16 protein-coding genes are annotated in these 19,291 nt (G+C 71.3%); 12 read left to right on the top strand and 4 right to left on the bottom strand.

Annotated elements, in window-relative coordinates; translation table 11 throughout:
- Positions 1-158 precede the first annotated feature (158 nt).
- Positions 159-929 carry a serine protease gene (locus ABZ883_RS32915; protein WP_360912890.1) on the top strand — a complete coding sequence of 257 codons (771 nt, stop codon included), beginning with the start codon at positions 159-161 and terminating at the stop codon, positions 927-929.
- Between the two features lie 120 nt (positions 930-1,049).
- On the opposite strand, the gene ABZ883_RS32910 is transcribed toward ABZ883_RS32915, so the two are convergent.
- Positions 1,050-1,280, bottom strand: coding sequence for a hypothetical protein (locus ABZ883_RS32910; RefSeq protein WP_360912738.1), 231 nt, complete (start codon positions 1,278-1,280; stop codon positions 1,050-1,052).
- A 426-nt stretch (positions 1,281-1,706) separates the two neighbouring features.
- On the opposite strand from ABZ883_RS32910, the gene ABZ883_RS32905 reads away from it, so the two are divergent.
- From ABZ883_RS32905 to ABZ883_RS32895, 3 genes are all read left to right on the top strand, one after another.
- Complete coding sequence (locus ABZ883_RS32905; protein WP_360912736.1) at positions 1,707-3,836, top strand: DNA topoisomerase IV subunit B; 2,130 nt, start codon at positions 1,707-1,709, stop codon at positions 3,834-3,836.
- Positions 3,837-4,019: 183 nt separating this feature from the next.
- Entirely contained in the window at positions 4,020-4,466 is a 447-nt protein-coding gene (locus ABZ883_RS32900) for a DUF485 domain-containing protein (protein WP_360912734.1), read from the top strand.
- Positions 4,463-6,064, top strand: coding sequence for a cation acetate symporter (locus ABZ883_RS32895; RefSeq protein WP_360912732.1), 1,602 nt, complete (start codon positions 4,463-4,465; stop codon positions 6,062-6,064). The genes ABZ883_RS32900 and ABZ883_RS32895 overlap by 4 nt, the downstream gene beginning before the upstream one ends.
- A gap of 188 nt (positions 6,065-6,252) precedes the next feature.
- Here ABZ883_RS32895 and ABZ883_RS32890 read toward each other — a convergent pair whose 3' ends face one another.
- Together ABZ883_RS32890 and ABZ883_RS32885 are read right to left on the bottom strand one after the other, a co-directional pair.
- Positions 6,253-6,948 carry a response regulator gene (locus tag ABZ883_RS32890; RefSeq protein ID WP_360912730.1) on the bottom strand — a complete coding sequence of 232 codons (696 nt, stop codon included), beginning with the start codon at positions 6,946-6,948 and terminating at the stop codon, positions 6,253-6,255.
- Positions 6,945-8,561, bottom strand: coding sequence for a sensor histidine kinase (locus ABZ883_RS32885; RefSeq protein ID WP_360912728.1), 1,617 nt, complete (start codon positions 8,559-8,561; stop codon positions 6,945-6,947). The genes ABZ883_RS32890 and ABZ883_RS32885 overlap by 4 nt, the downstream gene beginning before the upstream one ends.
- A gap of 229 nt (positions 8,562-8,790) precedes the next feature.
- Here ABZ883_RS32885 and ABZ883_RS32880 point away from each other — a divergent pair, with 229 nt between their 5' ends.
- Genes ABZ883_RS32880 through ABZ883_RS32870 form a run of 3 tightly spaced genes read left to right on the top strand, consistent with a single transcriptional unit; the run spans position 8,791 to position 11,568 of the window.
- Positions 8,791-9,606 (top strand): ABC transporter ATP-binding protein, encoded by an 816-nt coding sequence (locus tag ABZ883_RS32880; protein WP_360912726.1) that lies wholly within the window; start codon positions 8,791-8,793, stop codon positions 9,604-9,606.
- Positions 9,596-10,477 carry an ABC transporter permease gene (locus ABZ883_RS32875; protein WP_360912724.1) on the top strand — a complete coding sequence of 294 codons (882 nt, stop codon included), beginning with the start codon at positions 9,596-9,598 and terminating at the stop codon, positions 10,475-10,477. Before ABZ883_RS32880 ends, ABZ883_RS32875 begins: the two co-directional genes overlap by 11 nt.
- A gap of 53 nt (positions 10,478-10,530) precedes the next feature.
- Positions 10,531-11,568, top strand: coding sequence for an ABC transporter substrate-binding protein (locus ABZ883_RS32870; RefSeq protein WP_360912722.1), 1,038 nt, complete (start codon positions 10,531-10,533; stop codon positions 11,566-11,568).
- Here the strand turns inward: ABZ883_RS32870 and ABZ883_RS32865 are convergent.
- Positions 11,535-12,434, bottom strand: a complete 900-nt coding sequence (locus tag ABZ883_RS32865) for a sucrase ferredoxin (RefSeq protein WP_360912720.1) — start codon at positions 12,432-12,434, stop codon at positions 11,535-11,537. The genes ABZ883_RS32870 and ABZ883_RS32865 overlap by 34 nt on opposite strands.
- Positions 12,435-12,648: 214 nt before the next feature.
- Here ABZ883_RS32865 and ABZ883_RS32860 point away from each other — a divergent pair, with 214 nt between their 5' ends.
- From ABZ883_RS32860 to ABZ883_RS32840, 5 genes are all read left to right on the top strand, one after another.
- Positions 12,649-13,656 (top strand): LacI family DNA-binding transcriptional regulator, encoded by a 1,008-nt coding sequence (locus ABZ883_RS32860; RefSeq protein WP_360912718.1) that lies wholly within the window; start codon positions 12,649-12,651, stop codon positions 13,654-13,656.
- 323 nt (positions 13,657-13,979) lie between these two features.
- Positions 13,980-15,395, top strand: coding sequence for an extracellular solute-binding protein (locus ABZ883_RS32855; protein WP_360912716.1), 1,416 nt, complete (start codon positions 13,980-13,982; stop codon positions 15,393-15,395).
- A gap of 42 nt (positions 15,396-15,437) precedes the next feature.
- Positions 15,438-16,412 carry a sugar ABC transporter permease gene (locus tag ABZ883_RS32850; RefSeq protein WP_360912714.1) on the top strand — a complete coding sequence of 325 codons (975 nt, stop codon included), beginning with the start codon at positions 15,438-15,440 and terminating at the stop codon, positions 16,410-16,412.
- 15 nt (positions 16,413-16,427) lie between these two features.
- Complete coding sequence (locus ABZ883_RS32845) at positions 16,428-17,309, top strand: carbohydrate ABC transporter permease (protein ID WP_360912712.1); 882 nt, start codon at positions 16,428-16,430, stop codon at positions 17,307-17,309.
- Between the two features lie 100 nt (positions 17,310-17,409).
- Positions 17,410-19,023 carry a glycoside hydrolase family 13 protein gene (locus ABZ883_RS32840; RefSeq protein WP_360912710.1) on the top strand — a complete coding sequence of 538 codons (1,614 nt, stop codon included), beginning with the start codon at positions 17,410-17,412 and terminating at the stop codon, positions 19,021-19,023.
- Positions 19,024-19,291: the final 268 nt, after the last annotated feature.

Genomic DNA, 19,291 nt, shown 5'->3' with positions numbered 1-19,291 from the left:
TCGGCGCCGCCGTCCCCGAGGCCGTGTCGCGGCAGGGCGAGGGGGCTCTTGCCGCCGAGCCGGGGCGGCAGTCCATAGCCCGGGGCGCGGAGTCCTCCGCGCGACTCGGCCGGGTGGCGGCGCCGGGGGCACCCGAAGTGCCCCGCGACGCCTCGGACGTGGCGAGCCCGCAGGCGCCGTCGCAGGGTGCCACCGGCTCCGTCATAGGCGGGGCGCCGGTGTCGACTCAGCAGTACCCCTGGGCCGTGGCCATTTCCAGCCGCTCGCGGTACGGGACGACGCGCTCCGGGCAGTTCTGCGCCGGTGCCCTGGTGGGGCCGGCCACCGTGGTGAGCGCCGCGCACTGCTTCACCCCGGCCGCGCTCGGCGGGGACTGGAGGGAGGTGCCCGATCTGCGCGTCATCGGCGGGCGCACGGATCTGAGCGGCGCCGGGGGCAGGGAGGTGCCGGTCCGGAGGATCTGGGTGAACCCGGCCTACGATCCGGCGACCAACAACGGCGATGTGGCCGTCGTCACGCTCGCCGGGCGGCTTCCGGCGTCGGCGGCGATCCCGATGGCGAAGCCCGGCGACAACGCGGTCTACCGTTCCGGTACCCCGGCCAAGGTCCTGGGCTGGGGCGACACGACGGGGCTCGGTACCTACTCGAACACCCTGCGGGCGGCCCCGGTCAAGGTGCTCCCCGACTCGGTGTGCCAGAAGGCCTACCCGGGGAGTGTCGACGGCAAGTACATGTCCGGTTCCATGGTGTGCGCGGGTGAGCTCACCGGGGGGCGGGACTCCTGCCAGGGGGACAGTGGCGGCCCGCTCGTGGCGGGGCAGCGCCTCATCGGTCTGGTGTCCTGGGGATCCGGCTGCGCCGAAGCGGGCCAACCGGGGGTCTACACCAGGGTCTCGTCGGTCTCCGGGCTGGTCGGGCGGCACTCGTGACCGGTTGATGGATGATCGTGCACCGCGGTGCCCCTCCGCCGCGGTGAGCGGCAGCGGACACGCCAACGGGCGGCCTCCTTCGCGGAGGCCGCCCGTTGAAAGCTCTCGCAGTCCTATGCGTCAGCGTTCGTCATCCGCCGCAACGGTCGGCGTGGCCGTGAGGCGGCCGGTCTCGTCCTGTATTTCCACAGCGATCTTCTTCAGTTCGGGCTCGAACTTACGCCCATGGTGCGCGCAGAAGAGCAGCTCACCGCCGCTGATCAGTACGACGCGCAGGTAGGCCTGGGCGCCGCAACGGTCGCAGCGGTCCGCCGCCGTCAGCGGGCTCGCGGGGGTCAGAACTGTAGTCACGTCGCCTCTTCTCTAGCTCGACGAGCTGTCGTACCAGGGTCAACATCCAACCAGGCCGAAACTGTTCCCGCTCGTGCCTTTTTCCTGGAAACCGTTGTTGTAGCGGCTGGATGCTACCGATTGGCGGCGAATGATCCTCTGGTGTGGTTATTTGTCGTCTTCGGGGCAATCAGGCGGAACTGGTCAGATTCTTCAGTTATGTCCCGCCGGCTGGCTTGCCGGTTGTTGATGAGGACGTGCCCGCAGCCTAAATGGTTCATGCCTCCAGTGGAACGTGACATGTGTATCACTCAAACGAGGGATCGAACATCTCTTCGAGAGAGGGCTAGCATGGACCGCATACCGGGTCGCGGCGAAACGGCCGCGCGCGGCCTCGGTACCCTCTGACCGATACGGCTGTAGAACTTCATCGAGGAGACGTCCCGCGTGACCGCCGAAACATCCGTGCCGTCCACCGCGTTGCTGACCGGTGCAGATCGTGACGGCTCCAACTACACCGCGCGGCATCTGCTGGTACTCGAGGGCCTGGAGGCGGTGCGCAAACGCCCGGGCATGTACATCGGCTCCACCGACAGCCGCGGCCTGATGCACTGCCTCTGGGAGATCATCGACAACTCCGTCGACGAGGCCCTCGGCGGTCACTGCGACCACATCGACGTCGTCCTCCACGAGGACAACTCGGTCGAGGTGCGCGACAACGGCCGCGGCATCCCCGTCGACATCGAGCCCAAGACGGGCCTGTCCGGGGTCGAGGTCGTCATGACCAAGCTGCACGCGGGCGGCAAGTTCGGCGGCGGGTCCTACGCGGCCTCCGGCGGTCTGCACGGCGTGGGAGCCTCGGTCGTCAACGCCCTGTCCGCCCGGCTCGACGTCGAGGTGGACCGGAGCGGCCACACCCACGCGATCAGTTTCCGGCGCGGCGTCCCCGGCCGCTTCGCCAAGCCCGGCCCGGAGGCGCACTTCGAGCCGGAGAGCGGGCTCGACAAGTCCAAGAAGGTGCCGCGGACCCGGACCGGCACCCGGGTGCGCTACTGGGCGGACCGCCAGATCTTCCTCAAGGACGCCAAGCTCTCCCTGGAGACGCTGCACCAGCGCGCCCGCCAGACCGCGTTCCTGGTGCCCGGACTGACGATCGTCGTCCGCGACGAGCGCGCCGACAACGGCTCCGAGGACGGCAAGCCGGTCGAGGACACCTTCCACTTCGACGGCGGCATCAGCGAGTTCGCCGACTACCTCACCCCGGACAAGCCGATCTGCGACGTGCTGCGGCTGTCCGGCAGCGGCACCTTCAAGGAGACCGTGCCGGTCCTGGACGACCGCGGCCACATGAGCCCCACCGAGGTCACCCGCGAGCTCGGCGTCGATGTGGCGCTGCGCTGGGGCACGGGGTACGACACCACGCTGCGCTCCTTCGTGAACATCATCGCGACGCCCAAGGGCGGCACCCACGTCCGCGGCTTCGAGGGGGCCATCACGCGGACGGTCAACGAGGTGCTGCGCGCCAACAAGCTGCTGCGGGTCGCCGAGGACGACATCGTCAAGGACGACGCCCTGGAGGGCATGACCGCGGTCGTGACCGTCCGCCTCGCCGAGCCGCAGTTCGAGGGCCAGACCAAGGAGGTGCTCGGCACCTCGGCGGCCAACCGCATCGTCTCCACCGTCGTCTCCCGCGAGCTGAAGGCCTTCCTCACCTCCACCAAGCGGGACGACAAGCAGCAGGCCCGCGCCGTGCTGGAGAAGGCCGTCGCCGCGGCCCGCACCCGGATCGCCGCCCGGCAGCACAAGGACGCGCAGCGCCGCAAGACCGCGCTGGAGTCCTCGTCGCTGCCGGCCAAGCTCGCCGACTGCCGCAGCGACGACGTGGACCGCAGCGAACTCTTCATCGTCGAGGGTGACTCGGCGCTGGGCACCGCGAAGCTCGCCCGAAACTCCGAGTTCCAGGCGCTGCTGCCGATCCGCGGCAAGATCCTCAACGTTCAGAAGTCCTCGGTCTCGGACATGCTCAAGAACACCGAGTGCGGGGCGATCATCCAGGTCATAGGAGCCGGCTCCGGCCGCACCTTCGACATCGACCAGGCGCGCTACGGCAAGATCATCATGATGACCGACGCCGATGTCGACGGCAGCCACATCCGGTGCCTGCTGCTGACGCTCTTCCAGCGCTACATGCGGCCCATGGTCGAGGCCGGCCGGGTCTTCGCCGCCGTCCCGCCGCTGCACCGCGTGGAGCTCACCAACCCGCGCAAGGGCCAGGAGAAGTACGTGTACACGTACTCCGACCGCGAGCTGCGCGAGACGCTGCTGGAGTTCGAGCGCAAGGGCATCCGCTTCAAGGACAACATCCAGCGGTACAAGGGCCTGGGCGAGATGGACGCCGACCAGCTGGCCGAGACGACGATGGACCCGCGCCACCGGACCCTGCGCCGGATCAACATCAGCGACCTGGAGGGCGCCGAGCTGGCGTTCGACCTGCTGATGGGCAACGAGGTGGCGCCGCGCCGCGAGTTCATCACCAACTCCGCCGCCACCCTGGACCGCTCGCGCATCGACGCCTGAGGTCCGCCCGGTCCGGCGGGGCCGCCCCGCCAGGCCCTTTAGGCGAAGGTGCCGTCCCCCACCCCCCGGGGTGGGGGATCGTCACCTGATGGGGTGAAGGTTTCTGCTTGGGGCCTCCCGGCTCTTCCCGCAATGTCCATGCTTGGGCGCACGGCCGAACGGTCCGTGAAGCGAGGAGAGTCCGTGAAAGAGCACGACGGGGCGGAGCCCAGCGGGCTGCGGGTGGACGACCCCTGGTACGACGCCCTGGCCGCAGGGGACTGGGAGGGAACGCAACCGCCGCCGGCGCCCTCACCCCCACAGGCCCCGCCGTCCGGCCGCGCCGCCGTGTACCGGGAGGTGCAGCGCAGCGGCCCGTTCCAGGAAGTCCGCGGCCGCTACCGGCGGTTCGTCTTCCCGGCGACCCTCGCCTTCCTCGCCTGGTACCTGCTCTACGTCGTCCTCGCGACCGCGGCGCCCCGCCTGATGGCCCGGCCGGTCGCCGGCGAGCTCAATGTCGCTATGGCCCTGGGACTCGCCCAGTTCGCCTCGACCTTCCTGCTGACCTGGGCCTACGCCCGGCACGCCCGGCTGCGCCGGGACCGGGCCGCCCTGGAGCTGCGCTGGGACACCCAGGAGCGGATGCGGTGACCGGCAACCACCAGGGACTCGCGCTGGTCCTCTTCACCGTCTTCGTCTCCGTCACCCTCGCCATCACCGCATGGGCGGGGCGGCGGCGCAGTTCCTCGGTCGAGTTCTTCGCGGGCGGCAGGCTCTTCTCCCCCCTGGAGAACGGATTCGCCATCGCGGGCGACTATCTGTCCGCCGCGACCTTCCTCGGCATCTCCGGCCTCATCGCGCTCTTCGGCTACGACGGCATGCTCTACTCGGTCGGGTTCCTGGTCGCCTGGCTGGTGGTGCTGTTCCTCGTCGCGGAACTGGTCCGCAACTGCGGCCGCTACACCCTCGCCGACGTGCTCAGCGCGCGGATGAAGCAGCGGCCCGTGCGGATCGCCGCGGGCAGCGCGTCGGTCGTCGTCTCCGTGCTCTACCTGGTCGCGCAGATGGTGGGTGCCGGAAGCCTGGTGGCGCTGCTGCTCGGCGGCCAGGGTTCGGCCGCGCGCACCTGGACCGTGGTCGGGGTGGGCGCGCTCATGGTCTTCTACGTGACCTTCGGCGGCATGCGGGCCACCACGTGGATCCAGATCGTCAAGGCGGTGCTGCTGATGGGCGGCACGCTCGCCCTCACGGTGCTGGTCCTGATCCGTTTCCACGGCGACCTCGGCGGCCTGCTGCGCGCGGCGGCCGACGGCAGCGGCCACGGGCGCGCCTATCTCGCACCGGGCCTGAAGTACGGCGGGGACTGGACCTCCCGGCTGGACTTCATGAGTCTCGGCCTCGCCCTCGTGCTCGGGACGGCCGGGCTGCCGCACATCCTGTCCCGCTTCTACACCGTGCCGACCGCGCGCTCGGCCCGGCGTTCGGTGGTCTGGGCGATCGGCCTCATCGGCAGCTGCTATCTGATGATCATCGTGCTGGGTGTGGCCGCCGCCGCCGTCGTCGGCTCGGACGCCGTCCGGACCTCCAACGCGGCCGGGAACACCGCCGTGCCGCTGCTCGCCCTCGACCTCGGCGGGGGCGCGGGATCGACGGGCGGGACCGTGCTCTTCGCCGTCGTCGGCGCCATCGCCTTCGCCACGATCCTTGCCGTCGTCGCGGGCATCACCCTGGCGTCCTCCGCCTCCGTGGCGCACGACCTGTACGCCACGCTGCGCCGGCCGCGCCCCGGCACCGCGCGCCGCGAGCACGAGGACGTACGCGTCGCCCGGCTGGCGGCCGTCGGGATCGGCGGCGTGGCGATCGGGCTGAGCCTGTTCGCGCAGGGGCAGAACGTGGCGTTCCTGGTGGGGCTGGCGTTCGCGGTGGCGGCGTCGGCCAATCTGCCGGTGCTGCTGTTCACCCTGTTCTGGCGCAGGTTCACCACCCGGGGCGCGGTGTGGTCGGTGTACGGCGGGCTGGTCCCGGCGGTGGCGCTGGTGGTGCTGTCGCCGGTGGTCTCCGGCAGCGCGGACTCGCTCTTCCCGGGGGTGGACTTCGCCTTCTTCCCGCTCCAGAACCCGGGGCTGGTCTCGATCCCCCTGGGCTTCCTGGCCGGTTGGGCCGGCACGATGCTCTCCCGCGAGCCCGCCGACGCCGACGCGTACGCCGAGGTGGAGGTCCGCGCCCTCACGGGCGCCGGAGCGGCGTAGGAGGCCCTGCGGCGGCCCTGTGGCCCCCCGCCGGCCGGGGGCTGGCGGGACATCCTCCATGGGCCCTCAACGGCCCTCACAGGGCGGTCTGTTCGGCCTCGCCGTGATCTCCGTCATCGCCCCGGCGTGGGCGCCGCGGCGCATGTGCCCGAGGGGCTGATGCGTCACGGGGCACACGGATGGCGGGGTCAGCCGGCCTTGGTCCAGGCGTACCGGTGCTCGGGGCGGCCGGTGTCGCCGTACTTGAGGGTGAGGCTGATCCGCCCCTCGCGCTCCAGGAACTTCAGGTACCGCTGGGCGGTGGAGCGGCTGATCCCCGCGCGTGCCGCGACTTCGTGCGCCGACAGCGGCTGCTCCGCCTCGGTGAGAACCCGGCGCACGAGGTCGGCGGTGGGTGCCGAGTGCCCCTTGGGGAGTTCCGCCGGGGCCGCGACGGCGGTGCGCAGTGCGCCGAAGATCCGGTCGACCTGCTCCTGGCCGGCCTCGCCGCCCCCGCCGCCGACACCGTCGAGGGTCCGGCGCAGGGCCGCGTACCCCTCCAGCTTCACCCGCAGTCCGGCGAAGCTGAACGGCTTGACCAGGTACTGCAGCGCGCCGAAGCGCATCGCGGCCTGCACGGTCGCCACGTCCCGCGCGGCCGTGACCATGATGACGTCCGCGTGGTGGCCGAGCTGGCGCATGCGCCGCACCAGGGTGAGGCCGGTCTCGTCGGGCAGGTAGTGGTCCAGCAGGACCAGGTCGACGTGCGCGCGCTCCAGCGTCGCCAGCGCCTGCGCGGCGGTGTGGGCGCGCGCGGTGACCCGGAAGCCGGGAACCTTGCCGACGTACGCGGAATTGATCTCGGCGACACGGAAGTCGTCGTCCACGACCAGGACGTCGATCATCGTGCTCCTCCAGCGGACACGGTTTCCGCCGGGATGGGCCCGGATACGGCCAGCGCCTCGGGCAGGACGACGGTGAAGACCGCGCCGCCCCCGGCACGGGCGGTGACGCGGGCCGTGCCGCCGTACCTCCCGGCGAGCCGGCGCACCAGCGCGAGCCCGAGCCCGCGGCCCCGGTGCGCGGGGGAGGCCTTGGTCGTCCAGCCCTCGGCGAAGATGCGCTCGCGGGCCTCGGGCGGCACGCCCGGCCCGTCGTCGGACACCCGCAGCAGGGCGGTCGTGCCCTCGGCACGCAGTTCGACCTCGACCGTGGAGCCCGCCGCGTCGAGCGCGTTGTCGATGAGGTTGCCCAGCACGGTGACCAGGTCGCGCGGGTCGACGACGCGATCGGGCAGCAGCGTCGCGGGGGAGACCGTCATGGTCACGCCCCGTTCGGCGGCGATCGCCGACTTGCCGACCAGCAGCGCCGACAGCAGCGGGTCGTGGACGCGTTCGGCCACCTGCTCGGCGGAGGCCCGCCGGCCGTCGGCCACTTCGGCGACGAAGTCCACCGCCGCGTCGTACAGGCCGAGTTCGAGCAGGCCCAGCAGGGTGTGCAGGCGGTTGGCGTGCTCGTGGTCCTGGGCGCGCAGGGCGTCCAGCAGACCGTGGGTGCTGTCGAGTTCGCGGCCCAGGCGCTCCAGTTCCGTACGGTCGCGCAGGGTGGCGACGGCGCCGCCGTCCCCGGTCGGCATCCGGTTGGCGACCAGCACCCGGGCGCCACTGACGGTCAGCAGGTCGGTGCCCCCGACCCGGCCGGTCAGTACGTCGGTCGTGCGGCCCGCGGGCAGCACGTCGTCCAGGGCGCGTCCGGCGGCGTCCGGGCCGAGTCCGAGCAGCCGCTGCGCCTCGTCGTTGAGCAGCCGGATCCTGCCCCGGCCGTCGAGCGCGATGACGCCCTCACGGATGCCGTGCAGCATGGCCTCGCGCTCGTCGAGCAGGGCGGAGATGTCGGCGAACGCCAGCCCGTGCGTCTGCCGTTGCAGCCGCCGGGACACCAGCAGCGCCGCCAGCACACCGACGCCCAGCGCGGCGCCCGCGTACAGCAGCAGTACCGGGACGGTCGCAAGGAGCCGTTCGCGCACGCTGTCGTACGCGATGCCGACCGACACCGCGCCCACGATGCGCCCGCCGTCGTCGCGCAGCGGCACCTTGGCGCGCGCGGAGCGGCCGAGGGTGCCCCGGTCGATCTGCATGATCTCCTGGCCGCCGAGCGCCACGCTGGGGTCGGTGGACACGTGCCGCCCGATCTGCGCCACGTCGGTGTGCGACCAGCGCACGCCGTGGGTGTCCATGACGACGATGTAGAGCGCCCCGGTGGCGCGCCGGATGCGTTCGGCCTCCTGCTGCACCGGGCCCGTGACGCCGGGGCGGCTGCCGAGCAGGTCGCGGGCGAGGCCGGGGGTGGCGGCGGTGGTCTGGGCGATCGACAGGGCCTGGCGCATCGCCTGCTGGTCCAGCTGCGAGCTGAGCGGGGCGAGGAACAGGCCGGTGGCCAGGGTGATCACGCCGGTGGTGAGGACCAGCTGGACCAGCAGGACCTGGGCGAAGACACGGCGTGGCCACCGGATGCGCATGACGTCCCCCTGTCCTGCCCGGCGGTCCGCGTCCATGCGGAAGTCGCTCGTCCGTTTGCCTGGCTGTGAACGCAACGTAAACGGCGCCGGGGTGCGCTGCCCAGCCCCTGTGGCCCTTTCGTTGTCGTAGCGCGAGCAGAACGAGCAGAACAGGGGGTTGTGGGCACAAGGTGGAGTTGTGACCGCAAGGCTGCCGCGGTGGCCCGGGCCGCGTCTAGCGTCCCGGCGCATGAGCACACACCCCAGCCCCGCCATCGAACTGCGGGGTGCGAGCAAGGCCTTCAGGACCCCGTCCGGGGCCCTTCACACCGCCGTGCGCGATCTGGACCTGACCGTCGGGCGCGGGGAGTTCGTGGCCGTCGTCGGACCGACCGGCTGCGGCAAGTCCACGACGCTGACCCTCGTCAGCGGGCTGGAGGAGCCCACCGAGGGCGAGGTGCTGGTGGCCGGCGAGCCGGTGCGCGGCATCGGCGGCAAGGTCGGCTTCGTCTTCCAGCAGGACGCGGTCTTCCCCTGGCGCACCGTGCTGTCCAACGTGATGGCCGGTCCGCGCTTTCGCGGCGTGCCCAAGGCCGAGGCCAAGGAGCGGGCCCGCGAATGGCTCGCCCGGGTCGGTCTCACCGCCTTCGAGGACCGCTACCCGCACCAGTTGTCGGGCGGTCAGCGCAAGCGCGTCGCCCTCGCGGCCACCTTCGTCAACGATCCCGAGATCCTGCTCATGGACGAGCCGTTCTCGGCCCTGGACGTGCAGACGCGCGCCCTGATGTCGGACGAGCTGCTGGAGCTGTGGTCCGGCACGGGCGCCTCGGTCGTCTTCGTCACCCACGACCTGGAGGAGTCCATCGCGCTCGCGGACAAGGTCGTTGTCATGACCGCCGGGCCGGCCACGGTCAAGGAGGTCTTCGAGATCGACCTGCCGCGCCCGCGCAAGGTCGAGACGGTGCGGCTGGAGCCGCGGTTCATCGAGATCTACCGGGAGATCTGGGCCTCGCTCGGCGAAGAGGTCCGCATCACCCGCGAGAGGGGTGCGGCGGATGCCGCCTGAGACCGCTGCGGCCCCGGTGGCCGCCGTCACCACGGACGCCGGCGGGGCCACCGACCGGGCGCGGTCCCGCGCCCGCGCCGCCCGGAACCGCGTCTACCTCGTCCAGGGCAGCCGGGTCCTGCTGCTGATCGCCGTGCTCGGCCTGTGGGAGTGGCTGGCCCGTGCCGGGGCCGTCGATCCCTTCCACTTCTCGATGCCGTCGCGGATCTGGGAGCAGATGCGCACCTGGGCGGTGGACGGCACCGCGCAGGGCTCACTGTGGGAGCAGATCTGGTACACGCTCTACGAGGCCCTGCTCGGCTGGACGATCGGCGTCGTCGCCGGTGTGGTGCTGGGGATCGTGCTGGGGCGCATCCGCTTCCTGGCCGATGTGCTCGGGCCGTACATCAAGGTGCTCAACGCGCTGCCGCGCATCGTGCTCGCGCCGATCTTCCTCATCTGGTTCGGCCTCGGCCCGGCGTCGAAGGTGGCCTCGGCGGTGGTGCTGGTCTTCTTCCCGGTCTTCTTCAACGCCTTCCAGGGCGCGCGCGAGGTCGACCGCAACTTGGTCGCCAACGCCCGCATCCTGGGCGCCGGCAACCGCCAGGTCACCTTGCAGGTGGTCGTGCCCTCCGCGACCTCCTGGATCTTCACCAGCCTCCACGTGAGCTTCGGCTTCGCCCTCATCGGCGCCATCGTCGGCGAGTACATCGGCGCCACCAAGGGCCTGGGCCTGCTCGTCGCTGCCTCGCAGGGGACCTTCAACTCCGCCGGTGTGTACGCAGCCATGGCCGTCCTCGCGGTCGTCGCGCTGCTCGCGGAGGGCCTGCTGACCTTCCTGGAGAAGCGGCTCTTCCGCTGGAAGCCGGCCGAGGCCGGCTCCGACCGCTGACCCCCGCTGCCCCCGCACCCCCCTCGACCGCTTCCCACAAGGACGTGAACCAGATGCGCGCACCCTTCAGAGCCACCGCCGCCGTCGCCGCCTCGGCCGTCGCCCTCTCCCTGCTCACCGCCTGCGGCGGCGACTCCTCGGCCTCCGGCTCCGGCTCCGCCGGCAAGGTCAAGATCATGGTCGGCGGCCTGGACAAGGTCATCTACCTCCCCGCGATGCTCACCGAGCGGCTCGGCTACTTCAAGGCCGAGGGCGTGGACGTCGAACTGCTCACCGAACCGGCCGGTGTGCAGGCCGAGACCGCGCTGGTCTCCGGCGACGTCCAGGGCACCGTGGGCTTCTACGACCACACGCTCGACCTCCAGGTCAAGGGCAAGGAGGTGGAGTCGGTGGTCCAGTTCTCGCAGGCCCCGGGCGAGGTGGAGATCGTCTCCAACAAGGCGGCGGACGACATCGCGGGCGCCGCGGACTTCAAGGGCAAGCAGCTGGGCGTGACCGGCATCGGCTCGTCCACCGACTTCCTGACGAAGTACCTCGCCGTCAGCAATGGCGTGAAGACCAGCGAGTTCACTCCGGTCGCGGTGGGCGCGGGCCAGACCTTCATCTCCGCGCTGGAGCAGGGCTCGATCCAGGGCGGCATGACCACCGACCCGACCGTGGCCACGATCCTGGACAAGAAGCTCGGCAAGGTGCTGATCGACATGCGCACCCCCGAGGGCTCCCGGCAGGCGCTCGGCGGGCTCTACCCCTCCTCCAGCCTGTACATGCAGACGGAGTGGGTGAACGGGCACAAGGAGACCGTGCAGAAGCTCGCCAACGCCTTCGTGAAGACGCTCGCCTGGATGTCGACGCACAGCGCCGCCGAGATCGCCGCGAAGATGCCGGCCGACTACGCGCAGGGCGGCGGCCAGGAGCTCTACACGCGGTCCATCGAGAACACGCTGCCGATGTTCACCAAGGACGGGGTCATGCCCGAGGGCGGCCCCGAGACGGTGGAGCGGGTCCTCAAGGCGTTCAACCCGAACCTGCAGAACGCGAAGGTGGACCTGAGCAGGACCTACACCACGGAGTTCGTCAAGAGCGCCGGCTGAATGCCGCTGATCTCCATGCGCAGCGGCGCCCCCAGGGCCGCCCCGCAGCTCTCGGGCCGGGGCGGCTCGGCCGCGACCGCGGTCACCCCGACGTCCCAGACCCTGCCGTCGACGTGCCGTACGCGGGTGCCGTCCACGCTCAGCGCCCCCGCCCGGTCCTCGCCGGTCAGCCGGCGGACTGCGAGCTCGGCCGCCTGGCCCGGGCGCTCCCAGGCGGAGCGCCCGCGGCAGCCCTCCAGCACGACGCGCCCCTCACGGGTGGCCTCCAGCACCTGCCGTGCGAGCGCGAGGTCCACTCGCCCGTAGGCGTAGCCGTGCGGCAGCACGAGCATCGTGGGCGAGAAGCGGTGGCCGCCGAGATGGGTCACCTCCCACACGTGACCGAGCCGTGCGGCGGCGAGTTCGGCGGCCAGCGGGCGGCCGTTGAGCGCGCAGCAGCGGTCGCGCCGGCCGTTGGTGCACACCAGGGCGAGCGGGTCGCCCTCGTACGGCACTCCGAAGCCGCGGTGGTCCCCGTGCCCGAGCGCCGTGAAGTCCAGCCCGAGCAGGGTCTCCGGGTCCTCCAGCACTGCCTCCCGCACCCAGGAGCGCCCAGGCACCGTGTGCGCCACGTAGGCGGTGCGCCGGGGGATGTCGCGGCGCCGGTCCGCGTGCGGCCCGGGCCGCCGGATCAGCCCCACGCGCACCCCGGTCCCCGCGGCAGCCCGTTCCAGCGCCCGGCCCACCCGAGGGTCCAGATGGCTGCCGGTCAGCGCCTTGGGCCCCCACGGCCCCGGTTGCTCGAGCAGCAGCCAGGTGCGCGCGGTGGCCGCGGTCGCAGCGACGGGCTCCGCCAAGGAGCTCGACACGGTCGTGCAGGTGCTCATGAAGGTAAGCCTAACCTTCTGACTCTCGTGCGGCTCTCCAACCCCTCCCGTACGGCGCGGGTCGCGGCCCGGACTTCCGTAATGTCCGCCTCTGCCCCGAGAGGGACGGCGCTCCCGTCCCGGCTGTACCGGTGGCCTACCCGGATATCGCGGGTCCCAACGGCCTTGCGCAAGAGCGCAAACCACTTGCATGGCGTGTCGTATGCTTGCACACATGACGCGACGGCTTGCCGAAGTAGCGAAGAAGGTCGGGGTCAGCGAGGCCACCGTCAGCCGGGTGCTGAACGGAAAGCCGGGGGTGTCCGAGGGAACCCGGCAGGCGGTGCTGACGGCACTGGACGTGCTGGGGTACGAGCGGCCCACACAGCTGCGGGGGAACCGGGCGCGGCTCGTCGGGCTGGTGCTGCCCGAGCTGCAGAACCCGATCTTCCCCGCGTTCGCCGACATCGTCGGCGCGGCGCTGGCCCAGCAGGGGCTCACACCGGTGCTGTGCACGCAGACCGCGGGCGGGGTGTCGGAGGCGGACTACGTCTCGCTGCTGCTGCAGCAGCACGTCTCGGGCGTGGTGTTCGCCGGCGGTCTCTACGCGCAGGCGGACGCGCCGCACGACCACTACCGGCTGCTCGCGGAACGCAATCTGCCGGTCGTGCTGATCAACGCGGCGATAGAGCACCTGGGTTTCCCGAGGGTCTCGTGCGACGACTCGGTGGCGGTGGAGCAGGCGTGGCGGCATCTGTCCTCGCTCGGCCACGAGCGGATCGGCCTGCTGCTGGGGCCCTCCGACCACGTGCCGTCGCGGCGCAAGCTGACGGCGGCCCGCGGCGTGGCCGCGGCGACCGGCTCGTCGCTGCCCGACGAGCACGTCGGGCGCGCGATGTTCACCCTCGAGGGCGGCCAGGCGGCGGCCGCGAAGCTGTGGGAGCGCGGGGTCACCGGGATCATCTGCGCCAACGACCCGATGGCGCTGGGAGCGGTGCGCGCGGCGCGCCGGATGGGGCTCTCGGTGCCGCAGGACGTCTCGGTGGTCGGGTACGACGACTCGGCGTTCATGACCTGCACGGACCCGCCGCTGACGACCGTGCGCCAGCCGATCGAGGCGATGGGGCGCACCGCGGTGGAACTGCTCGCGCTGAAGATCGCGGGCAAGCAGGTCGCCTCCGACGAGCTCCTGTACGAGCCCGAGTTGGTCGTCCGCGGGACGACGGGACCGGTGCGCGCCTGAGTCCGCGCGCCGCGCCACGGCGTACCCCCGTAGAGCCCGCGGTGCCCGGCACCGCGGGCTCTCGCGCGTCCCGGGTGCCCGGAGCCCGGCAGGACCGCGGTGGAGCCGTGCCGCGGCGCGGGGCCGCCCGTGGGCGGCCGGTCCCGCCGGTCAGCCCCGTTCCCCGCCGTGGAAACGGTTGGCAGCCCACCTGCGCAAGCTCGTCAGTCTTTTGCGAAAACTGCGCGAGATATTGCGGACATCTGTGAGGAGTGCTTGAGTGTGGGCGCCCCCGCTGTGCGTAGCCGGGGGCCTTCCACGCTCATGCCCGAAGGGGACCACCGATGAGAAGCTCCTGGTTCCGCCCCGCCCGCCGTGCCTCCGCGGCCACGCTCGTCTCCGCGCTGGCCCTGGTCGCCCTCACCGCCTGCGGCACCAGCAGCAGCGCGGACAACGACGAGAAGGCCGGCGGCGGTTCATCGTCCGACCCGGCCGCCCCGCTGGACCCGAAGGCCAAGGTCACGCTCACCATCGACTGCATGCCGCCGGCCGCCAAGAAGGCGGAGCTCAAGGAGTGGAAGGAGGACGTCGCCACCTTCAACAAGCAGTACCCGAACGTGACCATCGACGGTAAGTCGACGCCCGGTCAGTGCGAGGAGCCGGCCCGCTTCACCGCGGCGCTGAAGGCGAAGTCCCAGCCGGACGTGTTCTACACGTACTTCACCGACCTGCAGCAGGTGCTGGACAACGACGGCGCCGAGGACATCTCCGCGTACGTGACGGACAAGACCGTCCCCGCGCTCCAGGACATCGACCCCAACGTGCTGGGCGTCCTGAAGAAGGACGGCAAGCTCTACGGCGTGCCCACCAGCAACTACACCATGGGCCTGCTCATCAACCGCAAGCTCTTCACGCAGGCCGGCCTCGACCCGAACAAGCCGCCGGCCACGTGGGAAGAGGTCCGCACCGCGGCCAAGGCCATCGCGGGCCTCGGCAAGGGCATCGCCGGCTACGGCGACTACAGCGCGCAGAACACCGGCGGCTGGCACTTCACCGCGACGATGTACGGCCTGGGCGGCGACGTCGTCTCCGAGGACGGCACCAAGGCGGCGTTCAACGACGACCTCGGCAAGCAGGTCGTGCAGAACCTGCACGACATGCGCTGGACCGACAACAGCATGGGCCAGACCCAGCTGCTCAAGTGGGGCGACCTGCAGAAGCAGATGGCGACGGACAAGCTCGGCATGTTCCTGGCCGCGCCCGACGACATCACGTACATGGTCCAGCAGCTCGGCGCCGACTACGCCAACTTCGGCATGGGCCCGATCCCCGGCGGCAAGGCGACCCTCTTCGGCGGCAACGACTACATGATCAAGAAGGGCAGCTCGCCCGACAAGATCAAGGCCGCCATCGCCTGGCTGAACTTCAAGACCCTCACCCCGGGCAAGGGCCAGTTCGAGTACGCCCGGTCCAAGGCGGACGGCCTGCCCGTCGGTCTGCCCCAGCCGGCCTTCTTCACCGGCGCCAGCAAGACCAACGACGACCAGCTGAAGGCGGCCAGCGCCACCATGCCGGTCGAGAACTTCCGCGCCTTCATGGACAACCCGATCCCCGGCAAGGCCGAGCCGGCCAAGGCCCAGGAGATCTACAAGGTCCTGGACAACGTGATGTCCGGCGTCCTGACCAACAAGAACGCGGACGCCGCCAAGCTGCTGTCCACCGCGGAGACCCAGGTCAACCAGGTCCTCGCCAACCAGTAGCTCCGGACCGGACCCCCGGCCCCCCGGCACTCAGGAGTAACGATGTCGGCCCCCAGCGCCCCCACCCTGCCCGCCAGCACTCCCGCGAAGAGCCGGTCGCGCCGCTCGGCACGCCGCCCCGCCCCGGATCCCCACCGTCCGGGGCGGGCCGGCCGCTCCCTGCGCCGCAACCTCACCGCGTACGGCTTCCTGATCGGCGCCGTGCTCTGCTTCGCGTTCTTCTCCTGGTACCCGATGGTCCGGGAGTTCGTACTGGCCTTCCAGAAGACCAAGGACGGGCACACCACCTGGGCCGGCTGGTCCAACCTGAACTACGTCTTCCACGACCCCGCGTTCTGGCAGGCCTGGCGCAACACCCTGCTCTTCACCGGCCTGGCGCTGCTGCTCGGCTTCGCGGTGCCGTTCTTCGTCGCGCTGCTGCTGAACGAACTGCGGCACGCGCAGGGCTATCTGCGGCTGCTGGTGTATCTGCCGGTGATGCTGCCGCCGGTCGCCTCGGTGCTGCTGTTCAAGAACCTCTACAACCCCGAGTACGGCCTGTTCAACCGCATCCTCGAGACGCTGCACCTGCCCGCCCAGCAATGGCTGCAGTCCACCGACACCGCCATGCTGTCGGTGGTCATCGCCTCCACCTGGATGAACATGGGCGGCGCCACTCTCATCTACCTGGCCGCACTCCAGGGCATCCCCGGCGAGCTGTACGAGGCGGCCGAGCTCGACGGGGCCGGACTCCTGCGCAAGATCTGGCACGTGACGATCCCGCAGACCCGGCTGATCCTGTCGCTGATGCTGCTCATGCAGATCATCGCCACGATGCAGGTCTTCACCGAGCCCTTCCTGCTGACCGGCGGCTCCGGCCCCGAGGGCTCCACGACCACCGTCGTCTACCTGATCTACCAGTACGCGTTCAACTTCAACAACTACGGCGGCGCCGCGGCGCTCGGCCTGGTCCTGCTCGTGCTGCTGGCGGTCTTCTCCGCGGGGTACGTGCGGCTCAGCCGGGCCGCGGACGAGTAGGGCGGGGACCCACCGATGAGCAGCAGCACGAGATCGCTGATATCGCCGACGCAACTCGCGAGCCGGCGCGGCAAGATCCTCTACCGGACGGTCCTCCTCCTGGTGGTCGCCGCCTTCACGCTGGTCTTCCTCGGACCCCTGTACTGGATGGCCGCGAACGGGCTGAAGTCCACGCAGGAGTTCGCGCAGATCCCGCCCACCGTCTTCCCGCGCTCCTTCCACCCCGAGAACTACAAGAGCGCCTGGTCCGTGATGGACCTGTACCACCTGCTGCTCAACACCCTCTGGTACGCGTTCGGGGCGCTCGCCTTCCAGCTGGTCCTCGACGTGGCGGCCGCCTACTCGCTGTCCAAACTCCGTCCGGTGCTCGGCAACGTGATCCTCGGCATGATGCTGGCGACGCTGATGATCCCGGCGACCGTGCTGGTGGTGCCGCAGTACCTGACCGTGCTGGATGTGCCGATCTTCCAGCGCAACCTGCTCGACTCGCCCTGGGTGATCTGGCTGCCGTCGGTCACCAACGCCTTCAACATCTTCCTGCTGAAGCGGTTCTTCGACTCGGTGCCGCAGGAACTGCTGGACGCCTCCGCGATCGACGGGGCCTCCCCGGTGCGCACCCTGTGGTCGGTGGTCCTGCCGATCTCCCGCCCGATCCTCGGAGTGGTCTCCATCTTCGCGATCGTCGGGGTCTGGAAGGACTTCCTCTGGCCGATGCTCACCCTGCCGGATCCGACGAAGCAGACGCTCAACGTCGGCATCTACTCGCTCGCCAGCGGCGTCCCGGAGAACTGGCTCCTGGCGGCCATCGCCATGGCCTCCGTCCCGACCCTGCTGATCTTCCTCGTGTTCCAGCGCAACATCATGAGCGGCCTGACCGCCGGCGGTCTGAAGGGCTGAGGCCCGCACCCGTCCACCGCGACGCCGCTTCCCACCAGCACCACGCCGCCCGCCGTGAGGGCCGGCGGCGTGGTCCCAGCTGCCCGAAAGGACCAGTCACGTGGCAGACACCCAGCCGACCGAGGCCACCGACGAGTGGTGGCGCGGCGCCGCCATCTACCAGGTGTACGTACGCAGCTTCGCCGACGGCGACGCGGACGGCACCGGCGACCTCGCCGGGGTCCGGTCCAGACTGCCGTACCTGGCGGCGCTGGGCGTCGACGCCCTCTGGTTCAGCCCCTGGTACCCCTCGCCGCTGGCCGACGGCGGCTACGACGTCGCCGACTACCGGGCCATCGACCCGGCCTTCGGGACCCTGGCCGAGGCCGAGAAGCTCATCGCGGAGGCCCGCGGCGCCGGCATCCGCACCATCATCGACATCGTCCCCAACCACGTCTCGGACCGGCACGTGTGGTTCCAGGCAGCGCTCGCCGCGGGGCCGGGCAGCGTGGAGCGCGAGCTGTTCCACTTCCGCCCCGGACGCGGCGAGAACGGCGAACTGCCGCCCAACGGCTGGCGGTCCCAGTTCGGCGGCCCCGCCTGGACCCGGCTGCCCGACGGCGACTGGTACCTGCACCTGTTCGCGCCCGAGCAGCCGGACCTCAACTGGGATCATCCCTCGGTCCGCAAGGAGCACGAGGACGTGCTGCGCTTCTGGTTCGACCGCGGCGTCGCCGGCGTGCGCATCGACTCGGCGGCGATGGTCGCCAAGGACCCGCTGCTGCCCGACTTCGAGGAGGGGCGCGACCCGCACCCCTACATCGACCGCGACGAACTCCACGAGATCTACCGGTCCTGGCGCACCATCGCGGACTCCTACGACGGTGTCCTGATCGGCGAGGTGTGGCTGCCGGACGCCGAGCGCTTCGTCCGCTACCTGCGCCCCGACGAGCTGCACACCGCCTTCAACTTCGACTTCCTGGCGTGCCCCTGGGACGCGGCACGGCTGCGCGCCTCGATCGACCTGACGCTGGCCGTGCACGCGCCCGTCGGCGCCCCGGCGACCTGGGTGCTGGCCAACCACGACGTGACCCGTACGGCCACCCGCTACGGCCGTGCCGACACCGGCTTCGACTTCAAGACCAAGGCCCACGGGATCCCCACCGACCTGGTGGTCGGCACGCGCCGCGCCCGCGCCGCCGCGCTGCTCACGCTCGCCCTGCCCGGCTCGGTCTACCTGTACCAGGGCGAGGAGCTGGGCCTGCCCGAGGTCGAGGACATCCCGGCCGACCGGCTGCAGGACCCCATGTACTTCCGCTCCGGCGGCACCGACCCGGGCCGCGACGGCTGCCGGGTGCCGCTGCCCTGGTCCGGGGACGCGCCGCCGTACGGCTTCGGCGGCGAGCGGCTGTGGCTGCCCCAGCCGGACGGCTGGGCGCGGTACACCGCCGAGGCCGAGCAGGCCGACCCGGAGTCCATGCTCACCCTGTACCGCACCGCGCTGGACCTCCGCCGCGCCGAACCCGGCCTCGGCGAGGGGCCGATGAGCTGGCTCGACAGCGCCGGCGAGGTGCTCGCCTTCCGCCGCGACGGCGACTTCGCCTGCGTGGTCAACCTGTCGGAGACCCCGGTGGACCTTCCCGGCCACCGGCAGGTCCTGCTCGCCAGCGGGCCGCTCGGCGAGGACGGCCGGCTGCCCCGGGACACGGCGGTCTGGCTGCGCCTGGGCGAGTAGCAGCCGCAGCGGGGCAGGGTGCCGCCTTCGGACAGCGTTGTCCAAGGCGGCACCGACGCCTTCGCGCGGCGGAGGCCGTCCGCCCCCCCGCAGGGCCACCCGCGTCATCGGACCTACGGATTCACGGCCCGCCCGCTCTTCCGCGGCGCGGACGCCGCGTCCCGGTCCGGCGGCACGGGTACCTTGCCCCGGGGCACACAGTCCGTGGCGACGGCCGACGGCGACGCTTCCCCGCCGTCCCTGCCCGTCGGCCGCCCTCCACACGCCC

The organism is Streptomyces sp. NPDC046977, from assembly GCF_040644455.1.
In the GTDB taxonomy this organism is placed as follows: domain Bacteria; phylum Actinomycetota; class Actinomycetes; order Streptomycetales; family Streptomycetaceae; genus Actinacidiphila.
The sequence above is the reverse complement of the archived record's forward strand: the minus strand, read 5'-3'. Positions and strand labels throughout refer to the sequence as shown.